This window comes from Brachybacterium netajii (SeqCode) (assembly GCF_054114245.1).
This window is the reverse complement of record NZ_JBSYXB010000001.1, coordinates 581,232-595,548: the sequence shown is the minus strand read 5'-3', so window position 1 is coordinate 595,548 and position 14,317 is coordinate 581,232. Positions and strand designations below refer to the sequence as shown.

The 14,317-nt window shown below is 74.4% G+C and carries 14 protein-coding genes; 11 read left to right on the top strand and 3 right to left on the bottom strand.

The features are described 5' to 3' along the window. Positions 1–36: 36 nt before the first annotated feature. Positions 37–1,992, top strand: coding sequence for a glycoside hydrolase family 2 protein (locus ACXET9_RS02660; protein WP_457884597.1), 1,956 nt, complete (start codon positions 37–39; stop codon positions 1,990–1,992). Positions 1,993–2,085: 93 nt separating this feature from the next. On the opposite strand, the gene ACXET9_RS02655 is transcribed toward ACXET9_RS02660, so the two are convergent. Both ACXET9_RS02655 and ACXET9_RS02650 read right to left on the bottom strand, forming a co-directional pair. Then, positions 2,086–2,352 (bottom strand): hypothetical protein, encoded by a 267-nt coding sequence (locus tag ACXET9_RS02655; protein ID WP_457884596.1) that lies wholly within the window; start codon positions 2,350–2,352, stop codon positions 2,086–2,088. A 49-nt stretch (positions 2,353–2,401) separates the two neighbouring features. Then, entirely contained in the window at positions 2,402–3,295 is an 894-nt protein-coding gene (locus ACXET9_RS02650; protein ID WP_457884595.1) for a C2 family cysteine protease, read from the bottom strand. A 351-nt stretch (positions 3,296–3,646) separates the two neighbouring features. Here ACXET9_RS02650 and ACXET9_RS02645 point away from each other — a divergent pair, with 351 nt between their 5' ends. From ACXET9_RS02645 to ACXET9_RS02600, 10 genes are all read left to right on the top strand, one after another. After that, positions 3,647–4,189: a hypothetical protein gene (locus ACXET9_RS02645; RefSeq protein WP_457884593.1), complete on the top strand. Its 543-nt coding sequence runs from the start codon at positions 3,647–3,649 to the stop codon at positions 4,187–4,189. A gap of 37 nt (positions 4,190–4,226) precedes the next feature. Next, positions 4,227–5,381: a GNAT family N-acetyltransferase gene (locus tag ACXET9_RS02640; RefSeq protein ID WP_457884591.1), complete on the top strand. Its 1,155-nt coding sequence runs from the start codon at positions 4,227–4,229 to the stop codon at positions 5,379–5,381. Between the two features lie 121 nt (positions 5,382–5,502). Continuing rightward, complete coding sequence (locus ACXET9_RS02635; protein ID WP_457884590.1) at positions 5,503–5,913, top strand: GntR family transcriptional regulator; 411 nt, start codon at positions 5,503–5,505, stop codon at positions 5,911–5,913. A 2-nt stretch (positions 5,914–5,915) separates the two neighbouring features. After that, positions 5,916–6,941 carry an ATP-binding cassette domain-containing protein gene (locus tag ACXET9_RS02630; protein WP_457884588.1) on the top strand — a complete coding sequence of 342 codons (1,026 nt, stop codon included), beginning with the start codon at positions 5,916–5,918 and terminating at the stop codon, positions 6,939–6,941. Next, positions 6,941–7,657, top strand: a complete 717-nt coding sequence (locus ACXET9_RS02625; protein ID WP_457884586.1) for a hypothetical protein — start codon at positions 6,941–6,943, stop codon at positions 7,655–7,657. The genes ACXET9_RS02630 and ACXET9_RS02625 overlap by 1 nt, the downstream gene beginning before the upstream one ends. A 22-nt stretch (positions 7,658–7,679) precedes the next feature. Next, positions 7,680–8,606 (top strand): ATP-binding cassette domain-containing protein, encoded by a 927-nt coding sequence (locus tag ACXET9_RS02620; protein WP_457884978.1) that lies wholly within the window; start codon positions 7,680–7,682, stop codon positions 8,604–8,606. Further along, positions 8,603–9,403 (top strand): hypothetical protein, encoded by an 801-nt coding sequence (locus tag ACXET9_RS02615; protein ID WP_457884584.1) that lies wholly within the window; start codon positions 8,603–8,605, stop codon positions 9,401–9,403. The genes ACXET9_RS02620 and ACXET9_RS02615 overlap by 4 nt, the downstream gene beginning before the upstream one ends. A gap of 61 nt (positions 9,404–9,464) precedes the next feature. Next, positions 9,465–10,664: an RNase H family protein gene (locus ACXET9_RS02610; protein WP_457884583.1), complete on the top strand. Its 1,200-nt coding sequence runs from the start codon at positions 9,465–9,467 to the stop codon at positions 10,662–10,664. Next, a complete protein-coding gene (locus ACXET9_RS02605; RefSeq protein ID WP_457884581.1) occupies positions 10,661–11,971 on the top strand; it encodes a DUF418 domain-containing protein in 1,311 nt (436 codons plus the stop codon). The genes ACXET9_RS02610 and ACXET9_RS02605 overlap by 4 nt, the downstream gene beginning before the upstream one ends. A gap of 31 nt (positions 11,972–12,002) precedes the next feature. Continuing rightward, on the top strand, positions 12,003–12,665 hold the full coding sequence (locus ACXET9_RS02600) for a DUF4031 domain-containing protein (protein ID WP_457884579.1): 663 nt from the start codon (positions 12,003–12,005) through the stop codon (positions 12,663–12,665). Positions 12,666–12,679: 14 nt separating this feature from the next. Here ACXET9_RS02600 and ACXET9_RS02595 read toward each other — a convergent pair whose 3' ends face one another. Beyond that, the gene (locus tag ACXET9_RS02595; RefSeq protein ID WP_457884578.1) at positions 12,680–14,299 is read right to left on the bottom strand and encodes a HAMP domain-containing sensor histidine kinase; all 1,620 of its coding nucleotides are present in this window, start codon (positions 14,297–14,299) and stop codon (positions 12,680–12,682) included. Positions 14,300–14,317: the final 18 nt, after the last annotated feature.

Sequence of the window (14,317 nt, the reverse complement as noted above, 5' to 3'; positions counted from 1 at the left end):
CCAGCGATCATCGTCGATCCCTCGAGGAGCCCCTCCGTGACCCATCAGCCCGCGGCCCTTCCCGCGTCCCTGACCGCCCTCTTCGCGCGCGCCGACGAGCTCGCCGGACTGCTCGACGCGCCGCTGTCGGCCGCCGTCGACGTGCCCCGGCCCGAGCATCCGCGCCCGCAGCTCCACCGTCCCGCCTGGCTGAACCTCAACGGCACCTGGCAGTTCGAGATCGACCGCTCGGACTCCGGGCGCGAGCGCGGCCTGCTGGAGCGCGAGCTCGCCGGCGAGATCACCGTGCCCTTCGCCCCCGAGACCGCCGCCAGCGGCATCGGCGAGCGGGACTACCTCGAGGCGGTCTGGTACCGCCGCACGATCACCGTCCCCGCCGATTGGGAGGGCCTGCGCCCGATCCTGCACCTGGGCGCCGTCGACCATGACGCGACGGTGTGGGCGAACGGCGTCGAGGTCGCCCGCCATCGCGGCGGCTTCACCCCCTTCCGGGCGGACCTCTCGCAGGTCGCGGGCGTCGGCGCCGGCAGCGAGGTCGAGATCGTCGTGCGGGCGCGCGACCCCAAGGACGGCCCGCAGGCCCGCGGCAAGCAGTCCCTCTGGTACCGCGCCACCCATGCCACCTACCACCGCACCACCGGCATCTGGCAGACGGTCTGGCTCGAGGGCGTCCCGGCCGACGAGATCCGCTCCCTGCGCATCATCCCCTCGCTCGCCGCCGGCTCCTTCGCGATCGACGTGCCGCTCGCGCGCTCGACGCCCGGCACCCGCCTCGAGGTCGTCGCCTCCGTGCCCGGCGGTGCGGAGGTCGCCCGCGCCGACGTGCGCGCGGACCTCGACCTCGCCCCGCACCTCGAGCTCGCGATCCCCGAGGACGCGATCCGCGTGTGGGGGCCCGGCGCCCCCGAGCTGTACGCCCTGCAGGTGCGCCTGCTCGATGCCGAGGGCGGCGTGCTCGACGAGGTCTCCTCGTACGCCGGCCTGCGCTCGACGACCCTGAACGGGCACGAGTACCGCATCAACGGGGAGAAGGTCTTCCAGCGCCTGGTCCTGGACCAGGGCTACTGGGAGGACACCTTCATGACCACGCCCGACGACGAGGCCTTCCGCACCGACATCCGCCTCGCCTACGAGGCCGGCTTCAACGGCGCCCGCCTGCACCAGAAGGTCTTCGAGGAGCGCATGCTGTTCTGGGCCGACCTGCACGGCTATCTCACCTGGGGCGAGTTCGGCGACTGGGGCGTCTCCGGCATGGGGCCGACGGGCGACAACCAGCAGCCCACCGCCTCCTTCATCGGCCAGTGGGTCGAGGCGCTCGCCCGCGACATCAACCATCCCTCGATCGTCGGCTGGTGCCCGCTGAACGAGACCCACCAGGTCCTCCACGACCGGCTCACGCAGCTCGACGACGTCACGCAGGCGATGTACGACGCGACGAAGCTCGCCGACCCCTCCCGCCCGGTGCTCGACGCCTCCGGCTACAGCCATCGCGTGCGGGGCGCCGACGTCTACGACTCCCATTCCTACGAGCAGGACCCGGAGCGCTTCCGCGCCGAGCAGTCGGGCCTCGCCGAGGGCACGCCCTTCGCGAACCGTCGCGAGCTCGGCCCCGACGAGATGCCCTTCGCCGACGGCGCCTTCTCCCTCGCCTACGCCGGACAGCCGTACTTCGTCTCCGAGTACGGCGGCATCTGGTGGAACGAGCAGGAGGCGCGCGAGGCCGCCGAAGCGGAGCGCGCGGGGAACAACGCCGGGGAGTCCTGGGGCTACGGCCAGCGGATCGGCAGCGAGGAGGAGCTCTACGCGCGCTTCGAGGGGCTCACCCGCGTGCTCCTCGAGGACCCGCTCATGTTCGGCTACTGCTACACGCAGATGACCGACGTCTTCCAGGAGAAGAACGGCGTGGTCGACTTCGACCGCGGCCGCAAGCTCGACCTCGCCCGCCTCCGCGCCGTCCAGGAGCGCCCCGCCGCCTACGAGCAGGAGGGCTGACGCCGGCCCGTCCCATGCCGGCCCGTCCCACGCGGGCCCGGTCCACGCCGGCTCGTCCGCCGCCGGGACGCTCGCGCCCTGCTCGCCCGGGCCCTACGGGGCGACGTCCTCGATGAGGAGCTGCACCGTGCCGGTGCCGGGGACCTCGGGATCGTCCTGCGCGTCGAGCAGCGTGACCCGCGTGCGCGCGGTCTGCGCGTGCTCGCCGAGGCGGAGCAGGACGTCGAGCGTCGCCGAGGAGTCCCGCAGGGCGAGGCGAGCGGCGGGCTCCCCCTCGGCCAGCCCGGCGCCGATGACGCCGATGCGGAGCCCGTCGGCGATGATCTGCGTGCCCTGCCGTGCCGTGCGCGTCTGACTCATGGGTGTCTCCTTCGAAGGGGCGTCGTGGTCGGCGTCGTCGTGGTCGGCATCAGCGGGTGGCGACCGAGGAGGCGGCGCGGAAGTTGTCTCGGTACTCCTGCTCGGTCAGGTACAGGTCGCCGAGCTGACCGCCGCTGTCGTTCTCGTCCGGTCCCCACGGGTTGTCGAGGTGGATGCGGTCCTCGTCGGAGACCGTGCCGTCCGGTGCGGGCGTGCCGGCGGGGATGAAGCCGTGGACGTTGTACTCGTGATTGGGCACGATCGTCGGGTCGTCGACCTCCCCGGTGAAGCGCCACCACTCCCGGGGCTGCTCGGTCGCCGCCGTGACCGGCCCCTCCTGCAGGCGCGCGGAGAGATCGGCGAACGAGGACTCGTCGGTCCGCTGCGCCTCGTTCCCGGTCAGGATCGTCAGGTACTCGTCGCCGTACCCGCCGTTGTTCAGCTCCTCGTACGACGGGGCGCCGTACTCGCTGGTGAACTCGGCCATCGCCTTCTCGTAGATGGTCACCCAGGAGAACCGCGCGTGGTACTCCTCGACGCCGTCGCCGTCCAGGTCGGCCGGGACGAGCGAATGCCCGCCCTCGGCCGGCATCGTGGAGTCGACGGTGATGGGGACGGCGAGGCCGTCCTTGTACAGCGTGACCGTCCACGTGCCGTCGTCGTTGCGGACGAGGTTGTCGCGGATGAGGTCGGGATCGCTCTGGGCGAGGGCCATCAGCGAGGCCATGAGGCCGCAGTCGCCCACGCCGCCCTGCTCCACCATGTCGGGGTCGATCGCCTGCTCGGCGACCCGCTCGGAGGTCTCCGGCGTCCAGCCCTCGTCGAAGGGCATGTACTCGACGTAGTCCCCCCGGGGGGCCGACAGGGTTCCCGTCCTGGTCCGCGCCCTGCGGCGCATCGCCGTCCGACGCGCCCGCCAGCCCGGGATCGGGATCGCTGGCATGGTCCTGCTCCTCGGCGTGCTGCTGCATCTCCGCACGGACGCCCAGGAGCGCGTCGGCGAGCGAGGAGAGGTCCCCGGCGACCCGGTGGGCGCACGCCCGGAAGTCCTCGGCATCGGGACCGGTCCAGGCGCATCCGGCGGCCCGGGCCGCGATCGATGCGGCATCCTCCCGCAGCTGGCCGGCCGCCCGCTCCGCGTCGGTCGACCATGCGGTCATCTGTGCTGTGTCGGCTCCGAAGAACATGTTCCCCCTCGTGATGTCCGTCCTCCGTAGGAAGGGCGCGCCGACGGGCGCGATGGGGAGCACTCCCCATCGAGGGCGTCGCCCGGCCGCACTAGCATCGGGACGCCATGGACCCCGTGACCGCTGCCGCCGCCCCCCGACGACGAGCCCGCATCGCCGCGGCCGTCGCGCGGCTCTCCGTCGCCCTGCTCGCCGTCGCCCTGCTCGCCGCCGCGATCCCCGGCTGCGGAATGCGCGCGCAGGCGCTGGGCGTCGAGGAGGCGCACGAGCAGTACGCCGGGATCGCCGAGGAGCTGCGCGAGACCCTCGCCGAGCGCTTCGACGACGTCCGCAGCGCGGATGACGGCCTGATCGCCTACGCCGTGACCGCCGATGGCGGCTGCGCGTGGCATCCGGGATCGATCACCGTGATGAACGACGGCTCCGCGGGGCTGCGCGACGCCGTCGGCGAGGCGGTGGGGCCGGTGCTCGCCGCCCGCGGGTTCGGGGACCTGGAGGAGACGGCGCAGGCGAGCACGGAGCCGCATCTGGCGGCCGCGGACGAGCACGGCGCCGAGATCACCGTGACGGAGTTCGGCGATGTGATCGTCGGACTGTCGATCCCCGTCGACACCGAAGGACGGGCCTGCGACGACGCCGCACTCGCCTGAGCGCCCGCGGACGGAGCGCCGTTCCTAGGATGGCCCGGTGCCCTCTTCGCCCGCAGCCTCGCCCACATCCGACTCCCGCTCCGCGGTCGCCGTCTCCTGGGACGTCCTGACCCTGGACGACGTCCCCGCGCTCACCGCCCTCCTGAACCGCATCGATGCGGCCGAGGGCACCGACGATCCGGCCGAGGAGCCCAGCATCCGCGAATGGCTCACGATGGACGGCCGCGACCTCGCCCGCGACAGCGTGGCGGCACGGGCGGCGGATGGGGGAGAGCTGCTCGCCTTCGGGCTCGTCGACGTCTCCGTCGCCCGTGATCGCGACGGACGGGTCCGCTGCTCCCTGATGGGCGGCGTCGATCCCGCGCGGCGCGGCCAGGGCCTGGGCGGACGCATCCTCGACGAGCTCTCCGCACGTGCCGAGACGCGGGCCGCGGCGCTGCATCCGGGCGTCCCCGCGGTGCTGCGCGTCGGTGCCGGGCGCGACCCGGAGCCGACGGGCGAGGCGACGGGCGGATCGACGGGCGGGCCGACGGGCGAGGCGGCCCCGGCCGGTCCCGCTCCGGTCGCCGGCGGCGCCGACGTCCGTCCGCTGCTGGACGCCCGCGGGTTCTCGCGGGTGCGCAGCTGGCTGGAGATGGAGCGGATCCTGCCCGGTGCCCCGCTCGCGGCACCGGTCGTCGGCGGCGCCGACGGCATCGGCCGCGCGGACGGCGCCCACGGCATCGACCGCGCGGACAGCTCCGAGGGCATCGAGGTCGTGGCTCCGGCGGAGGGCGCCGCCGAGGCGACCCGGCTGGCGCACATCGCCGCCTTCGCCGACCACTGGGGATCGACCCCGCCGACCCCGGAGCGCTGGCGCACCCTGTGGGACTCCCACACCGCCCGCCGCGAGCACTCCACGATCGCCCTCGCCGACGACGCGACGGTGCTCGGCTACGTGCTGGCCTCGGAGGACCTGCCGGGGCAGCTCCACATCGCGCTCGTCGGCACCCGCCCCGAGGCGCGCGGACGGGGCCTCGCCCGCGCGATGATCGCCCGCACCCTCGCCTCCGCGGCGGCGGCCGGATACGGGAGCGCCCGGCTCGAGGTCGACGCCGAATCGCTGACCGGCGCGACGCGCCTCTACGACGCCCTCGGCTTCGAGCGGCGCCATGTCTACGCGACCTACGAGAGGGCGCTGCCGCAGGGCTGAGCCGCGGCGGTCCTCTCGTCCGCCTTGCGTCCTCCCCACCCCTACTGTCTATAGTGAATATGAACAGTAGATGCAGTCGGCGTCGTCGACATGCGAGCGCGAGCGCAGGAGGGGGCGGACCGTGCACATCCCGTTGGACCCCGCCGATCCCGCGCCCATCTACGAGCAGATCCGCGCGCACCTCGCCGAGGCGATCCTGCGCGGCGACCTGGCGTCGGGGGAGGCCCTTCCGTCGATCCGGGTCCTGGCCCGAGACCTGCGCGTCAGCGTCATCACGACCACGCGCGCCTACAACGAGCTGGTCGCCGACGGGCTCGCCGACGCCGTCCGCGGCAAGGGCGTGTTCGTCCGCGAGCAGCGGGCCGACGAGATCCGCTCCCGCGCGCTCGCCCGGGCCGACGAAGCGCTCGCCGAGGCCGTGCGGGTCTCCCGCGGCGCCGGGATCGAGGACGAGGAGCTGCGGCGGCGCTTCGAGCGGAGACTCGCGGCCGGAGCCGATGAGGCGTCGGCCGAGGAACGGACGGAGGAGTGACCGTGAACGACCTTCCTCGCCGCGACGATCGCGAGAGCCGTCCCTCGGACCTGCCGGAGCCGGCGGTGCGGGTGCGAGATCTGCGCGTCGCCATGGACGCGCTCGACGTGCCGGCCGGCGCCGCGGACCATGCCGCCGCGCGCCTCGACGCCGTCCGCCGCGCGAGCTTCACCGCTCCCCGCGGATGCGTCACGGCGCTGGTCGGGGCGAACGGAGCGGGGAAGACCACCCTCCTGCGGACGCTCACCGGCGCGATCCCCGCGACGAGCGGGGACGTCGAGATGCTCGGCACGATCCTGGGCGCTGCGCGCACGGGACTCCCCGCGGGCATCGCCGTCGTCCCCGACGCTCCCGAGCATCCGAGCTCCTGGCGGCCGCGGGATCTAGCCCGCGCGCATCGAACGACGGGCCGCGGGCGCTTCGACGACGGGCGCTTCGCCGCGCGGCTGACAGCATGCCGCGTGCCGCTCGACCGCCCGCTGCGGACGATGTCGCGCGGCGCCGTCCTGCAGGTCGCGCTCAGCGCCGCCCTCGCGACGGATCCGGAGCTGCTGATCCTCGACGAGCCCTTCGCACGGCTGGACCCCCTCGCGCGCGTCGACCTCGTCGACGAGCTGCGCACCGTCCTGCTCGACGAGAACCGGTCGATCCTGCTGTCCACCCACGACCTCGAGGGGATGGAGCGCTTCGTCGACCGCCTCGTCGTCCTCGCCGACGGCTCCACGATCCTCGAGGGCGACGTCGAGGACCTGCTCGACGAGCATCTCCTGCTCGAGTGCGCCGCCGACCCGGCTGACCCCGCCGACCCCGCTGACCCGGGTGACCTGCACGGCCCGGTCCCCGACGGTCCCCGTCCGATGCCCTCGGGGCTGATCGGCCCGGTGCGCCGAGGCGGGATCCTCCGGGCCCTCGTGCATGCCGACGACGCCGTCGGCCTCCCGCCGAGCGCCGTGCTGCGCCGGCCCGACATCGTCGACCTGGTCTCGCACATCCTGCGGGCCGCGACCCCGAAGGGAGCCACCCCCTGATGACCGTCCGCCGCGCCCTCGCCCTCGAGCTCCAGCTCAGCACGTCGCGCTGGGTGCTCAGCCTCCTGCTGTGCGCTCTGGTGCTCGTCGTCGCCGCGCTGGGCACCGACTCCCTCGCGACCATCCTCCCGATCTGGGCGGCGCTCGCCTGGTACCGCCACGGTCGGGGCGACACCCCCGAGCGCGCGGAGCTGCGGGCCTCCCTCGGCGCCTCCCGCGCCGACCGCGTGCACGGGCGCATCGCGCTCATCGCCGTCGAGTCCGCCGTGCTCGCCCTCACCGGCGCCATCGCGCCGCTGCTGTGCTCCGCCCTCGGGCACGAGGCCGTCACCTCGGCCGGTCCCACCTTCGCGGTCTCCGGACGCCCCGGCCTCTCCCTCCTGGTGACCGTCGGCATCGGACTCGCCTACCAGGTGGCGGTCCTGTTGATCACGGCGATCGGCGTCGGCGGCAGCGCGATCCTGCACCGCCCCGCCCACGGGCATGCGGTCATCTCCGTCCTCGTCTACCTCGGCGCCGGGCTGCTGCTGTCCCTGGTCTGGGTGCTCGTGGCCGGGACGATCGTGGCCGGCATGGACAGCCCCGCGTTCTACGGCGGCCTGATCGCGGGCTTCGTGGTCCTGTGGGTCCCACTCGGGCTGATCGCCCGACGACGGGCCCGCGGCTGGATCGACCGGCTCGACGCCGGAGCGACGCCGACGGCGGCCGTCGCATGAGTGCCGCCGTCCGCGTCGAGGGCTGAGCGTCGAGCTCGCCCGCCAGAGCGGTCCGCTCCGTCCCGTTCGCACCGTCCGCGCCCTGGAGGACGTCTCCTTCACCGCGCCCAGCGGATGCGTGACCGCGATCGTCGGCACCAACGGCGCCGGCAAGACCACCCTCCTGCGCGCCCTGACCGGGGCCGTCCCGGTGGCATCCGGCGCGATCGAGGTGCTCGGCGCGCCCGTCGGCCCGGCCTCCCTGGCCCGGCCGGCGGGAGTCGGCGTCGTCCCCGATGCACCGCTCCTGCCCCCGGACTGGTCGGCCGACGACGTGGTCCGGCTGCACCGTCGGCTCGGCGACCCGCTCGACGTGCCCGCGCTGGGGCGCGATCTCCGGCGCCACGGGATCGACCCTGGCGCCCCGATATCCCGGCTCTCCGCCGGCCAGGCCACCCGCTTCTCGCTCGCCGTCGCGCTGGCGCAGGATCCGGCCCTGCTCCTGCTCGACGAGCCCCTCGCGCGGATGGACCCGCTCGCACGGCGCGAGCTCCTCGACGACCTGCGGGAGCACCTCGCGCGGAGCGGGCCGACCGGCGGCGGGCCGACGGAGGTCGGGGCGACGGGGGACGGATCGACGGAGGACGGACCGATGCGGAGCATCCTGCTGTCGACCCACGACCTCGACGGCATGGACCGCTTCGTCGACCGCCTCGTCGTCCTGCATGAAGGACTCACGGTGCTCACCGGCGACGTGGACCGCCTGCTCGAGGACCACCTGGTCGCCCTCATGCCCTCCGCCGACGCCTCGGCACGCTCCTCGCGCGGCGCCGCGCGCAGTCCAGGGACCCGCGAGCGGCTGCTGCCCCTCGATGACGCCGTCGGCCTCCCGCCCGGGACCGCGCTGCGCGAGCCCGACCTCGCCGACCTGGTCGAGCTCGCGCTCGCCGGAGCGAAGGAGCACTCATGACCCCCACCGCCGACCTCGGTCGCGACCGCCGCCGCACCCCGGGGGCCGACGCCCGCCGCGCCCTGCGGCCCGACGTCCGCGGTGTCCTGCGGTCCGACGTCCGCCGCGCGCTCCGCCTGGACCTCCTGCTGCACCGACCGCTGCTGCTCGGGACCGGTGCCATCGCGCTCGCGGTGCTCGCCCTCGCGGCCGTGCAGATGCAGAAGGCGGGCATCGTGGTCCTCCTGCTGGCCACCGCGCTGCCGGTCGGAGCGGCCGCGCGCGACGTCCCGTCGGAGGCCGCGCTGCGGGGCGCGCTCGGCGTCTCCCGCGCCGCGCACGTCCTGGCCCGGACCCGCTGGATCCTCGCCGCCCAGCTCGCGATGATGCTGATCGTCCTGCTGGTCCTGCTCCTCGGACCGATGGACGACGGGGCGGGCATGGTGACGATCGGCGAACGCCTGGCGGATCCTGCGCTCTGGGAGGACGTGCTGCGCTGGTCGGGCGGTGTGCTGCTCTCCCACCTGTGGTGCGGGCGGGACGCGCTGCGCCGGACGTCGGGGAACATGCTCTGGATGTCGGCGCTCGGCGGGTACGGGATCGGGTACGGCTCGATCATGGTGCTGCAGTACGGAGCCTTCCTCGCCGCGGTCTACGGCGGCGCCCTGCTCGATCGGCTGGGGTGGTGGGATCGCGGATCCGGGCTTGCCCCGGACATGCTCGAGGCGGGTCTGTCGATCGGGCTGGGCGTCGTCGGGATCGCCGTGATCCTGCTGCTGCTCCGTCGACGCTCTCGGGTGTGGGCCGCGACCGCCTGATCGCCGAGGTCACGCCGGCGCCTGGCGAGCCCTGACGGCCCGTTGTGGAACGATTGCCCCCATGACCATCACCGCTGCGGCCGACGGCTCCGCCCTCGGCAACCCCGGACCCGCCGGCTGGGCCTGGTACATCGACGACGACACCTGGCGCGCGGGCGGCTGGCCCCACGGCACCAACAACATGGGGGAGCTGAAGGCCGTCCTCGACCTGCTCGAGGCGACCGCCGTCGACGCCGACGAGCATCTGAAGGTGCTGTGCGACAGCCAGTACGTCATCAACTCGGTGACGAAGTGGATGCCCGGGTGGAAGCGCAAGGGATGGCGCAAGGCCGACGGCAAGCCCGTCATGAACGTCGAGCTCCTCAAGGCGATCGACGCCGCCCTCGTCGGTCGCAGCGTCGAGTTCGAGTGGGTCAAGGGGCACTCCGGCCATGCCATGAACGAGGCCGCCGATCGTCGCGCGAACGGTGCGGCGACCGCCTTCTCCAAGGGCCAGGACCCGCAGGTCGGGCCCGGGTATCGGGCGGCCGCGCCAGCAGCTCCGGCTGCTCAGGCGGCGACGATCTCTCCGGCGGCTCCTGCGGCTCCGGCGGCCGACGACGGGGCGCTCGAGCTCGGCGACGGGGAGTTCCTGCTGCAGTCCCCGCCCTCGCCGCTGCCGGCGCCGGGCCGCTCCGCCTCCTCCCCGGCGTCCCCGGCCGCGGCATCGTCGTCGTCGGCAATGTCGGCGTCGTCGGCGAGCTCCCCGTCGTCGGCCTCCCGCGGCGGCGCGGCCGCGCGCGCGGCCGCCGCGGAGCCCGTCGTCACGGCTCTGCCGGAGGACGACCTCTTCAGCCTGTTCGAGGAGGAGACCCCGCCCGAGCCCGCCGCCGACGCCTGCTCCACCTTCGTCGTCCCGACCGGGCCCGCGGGCACCCGCGGCACCGTCGAGGAGCAGGTCGTCGCCCATGAGCGCGCGCTCCTCTCCGACGCCGTCCGCGCCGACCCGCCGAGCGTCGCGGCGCTCCTGCACCCCGACGTCTGCGAGATCGGCGAGAGCGGGCGCACCTTCGATCTCGAGGAGATCCTCGAGGCCGTCGCACCCGTCGACGGCTCCTCCGCCGCCGGCTTCGTGGCCGAGGAGGTCGCGCCCGGCGTGGTCCTGCTCTGCTACGAGACGACGGGCCCGCAGGGGACCGTGCTACGCAGCTCGCTGTGGCTGCGCGACGGCGACCGCTGGCAGCTGCGCCACCACCAGGGCACTCCCGCGGCGCGCCGATGATCCTCGACGGTCCGCGCCGGGCACCGACCCTCGGGTCGGTGCCGCTGACGCTGCGGGCCGGCGGACCGGATCTCGCGCGGGGCATCGCCCTGCTCGGCATCGGCGCGGCGAACACCGTCGGCTGGCTGCACGGGGAGCGCTGGACCGTGCTGCTGAAGCAGGCCGACGCCGGCGGGTGGGATCGCGCGGTCGACGTGCTCGTCGCGCTCCTCGCCGACAACCGCGGCTTCCCGCTGTTCGCGATGCTGTTCGGCTTCGGCCTCGGCGTCATGCACCGCCGCTCGGCGGCCGCCGGGGAGAGCGCCCGACGCTTCCTGCTGCGGATGCTCCGCCGCCTCGCCGTGCTGGCCGCGATCGGCCTCGCCCACGCGATCCTGCTGTTCCAGGGCGACATCCTCGTCGCCTATGCGGTCATCGGGATGCTCTGCGCCGTGCTCGTCACGCGGCGCACCTGGGTGCTCCTGGTCGGCGCGGCGCTCGGGCTGCCCTCGCTGGCGCTGTGGGGATGGACCGACGGCACGATCGGCCTCGGCGGCGGCACCGGCTACGCCTCCGCGCAGACCGCGACCTGGGCGGAGGCCGTCGCGATGCGCGCCCCGTCCGCGCTCGAGGACCTCGCCCTCGCCCCGATCACCGACCTCGGCCTGCTCGCCCCCATGGCCATCGGCGCGATCCTCGCCCGCACCGGCCTGCTGGAGGACGTCGGCCGCTGGCGGACGGAGCTCGTCGGGCGCGCCCGCTGGGGCTTGGGCATCGGCCTGGTCGGCGCCCTGCCGCTGACCGGCGTGCTCCTGCTGGACCCGCATCTGCAGACCGTCTCCTCGGAGGCCGTGCTCGGGGTGCTGGGGATGATCCACCAGCTCAGCGGCCTGATCGGGGCGATCGGCATCGCCGCCGCCTGCTCCCTGCTCGCCGACCGCGCCGCGAGCTCGGGCCGCGCCGCGTCGGCGCGCGCCCTGGGCGCCCTCGAGGCGCTGGGGGCGACCGCGCTGAGCGCCTACATCGCCCAGTCCCTCGCCCTCGCCCTGCTGATGCCGCCGTACGCCCTGGACCTCGGGGCCCGTCTCGGCAGCGCGGGCGCCACCGCGATCGTCGCCGGGATCTGGCTCGCGACGCTCGTGCTCGCGGCGCTCTGGCGCCGCACCGGGCGCCGCGGCCTGCTCGAGGCGGTTCTGCGCCGGCTCGGCGGCTCCGCCCGGCCGACGAGCGCCCGCCCGACGAGCGCACCCACGACGAGCGCACCCACGACGAGCGCACCCACGACGACCGCGTCGACGCCGCCGGGCCGATGGGGAGCGCGCCGATGACGACTCTGCCGACGATGCAGGAGGACGACCGATGACCGTCTACGCGGATACGCCCCGCTGGCCCCGCCACGGCACCGTGTGGGGGCACATGATCTCCGACGCCTCGCTCGAGGAGCTCCACGACGCGGCGGCCCGAGCCGGGCTCCCCGGGCGCGCCTACGACCTCGACCATTATGACTGGCCGCTGTCCTCCCGCGCCGATCTCGAGGCCGCGGGCGTCGTGTTCGTCGGCGACAGGGAGCTGACCCGGATCCTCCTCCGCTCCGGTCTGCGCATCCCGCTGCGGGACCGGCCGGCCGCGCGCGCGGAGCGCACCGCCCGGGACCTGCGAGCGATCGGGGCGGACGACGCCCCGTCGTCGGAGTCCCCGTCGTCGGACGCCCTGCCGCCGGATGTCCTGCCGTCGGATCCCGCACCGTCGGATGCGCCGATCGGAGGCGGCCTCCTGCGCCCGCGGGACTTCCTCTGGGGCACCCTCGGACACGCCGACCCGCTGCCGCCGGCCGAGGCCGTGCCCGTCGGCTCCTTCCGGATGACCTGCGACGGCGCCCAGGCGGAGCCGCGCGTCGAGGCGCACGACGACGAGGGCCGGGCCGACGCCGCGCGCTGGGCCGCGCACCTGCACCGCCTCGCGCGGGCGGCCGGGCGCCCGGAGGGGTTCGTCGGCCAGCTGCTGGTGGTCCCGGGCGCCTAGCGCTCGATCGGCGCTCAGCGCTCGGTCGGCGACCCGGGGGAGACCGGCGTGCCGGGCGGAACCGGGGAGCCGGGGCCGTCGAGCCGCTGCGGGTCGATCAGGGCATGCCTCTGGTCGGGGACGGCCAGATGCTCCTCGTCGACCTCCGCGGCCTGCAGCTCCACCCAGAAGGTGGCGCCGCCGCCGGGCGTCTCGGTGACGCCGACGCTCCCGCGATGCTGCTGGACGATGGTCGCGGCGATCGAGAGGCCGAGGCCCGCGCCGCCGCCCTGCGCGGCCGAGCGGACGCGCGACTCGTCGGTGCGGTAGAAGCGCTCGAACACCTTCTCGCGATGGTCCTCGGGGATCCCGTCGCCGTGGTCGCGCACCTCGATCCGCATCCGTCCGGGACCGGCGGAGCCCACGGCGAGCTCGACCGGGGAGCCCTTGGGGGTGTGCCGGTTCGCGTTGCCGACGAGGTTGAGGATCACCTGGCGCAGGGAGGCCTCGTCGCCGAGCACGCCGACCGCCTGATGGGGCGCGACCGGCAGCGGGACGCCCGCGAGGGACACGACCATCACCTGCCGTGAGGGGTCCAGGGCCCGCAGGTCCTGGGCGGCGTCGAAGAGCGCGTCGGAGAGGTCCACGGGAGCCAGATCCAGGGCGGGGTTCTCATCCAGGCGGGCGAGGCGCAGGAGGTTCTCGACGAGGGAGCCCATGCGGCGGGCCTCGTCCTCGATGCGCCGCATCGCCTGGGCGACGTCGTCGTCGGTGCGCAGGGCGCCCATCCGGTACAGCTCGCCGAAGCCGCGGATCGCCGCGAGGGGCGTGCGCAGCTCATGCGAGGCGTCGCCGACGAAGCGCCGCATCCGCGCCTCGGAGCGCGTCGCATGCTCCTCGGAGTCCGACTGGGCGGCGAAGGCCTGCTCGATGCGCACCAGCATCTCGTTCAGGGAGATCGCCAGCGCGTTCACCTCGAGGCTGGTCTCGGTGACGGGGACGCGGCGGGAGAGGTCGCCGCCGGCGATCTGCGAGGCCGTCGCCTCGACGTCCTGCAGCGGCTCGAGGGAGCGGTGGGCCATGTAGCCGCCGAGGCCCATCCCCACGAGCACCACGAGCGTCCCCACCAGCACGATGATCAGGGCCATCTCGTGCATGGTGCGGTCCACGCCGTCCAGCGGGAGCGCGACGTAGACGCTGCCGCCGATCGGGCTCGTGTTGACCGCGGCCGTCACCCGCCAGCGGTTCTCCTGCGAGTCGACGACGGTGAACGGCTTCCCGCCGAGCGCGTAGATCTGCTCGTCGGTCAGCTGCGGGAAGGGGATCTCGATGGAGGTGTCGTCATACCGCGAGATGTACGTCAGGACCGCGTCGCCGTCCTCATTGCGGATCAGCACCGCGTACTCGACGGGCGTGTAGATCCCGTCGCTCGAGGACTCGTCGCCGGCGTCGAGCTCCTTCTGCGCCATCTTCAGCATGTCGTTGCGCGCGGACGCCAGGTTCGAGTCGACGGACTGGATGAGGGTGCGGTTGAGCAGGAACAGCGAGAGGCTGCCCGTGATCAGCGTCCCCGCGACCAGCAGCAGGGAGATCAGCGCGACGATCCGCGTCCACAGGGACACCGGACGCTGGGCGCGTAGGGACGGCGTGGCCACGCGGAGGCGCCTCGTTCC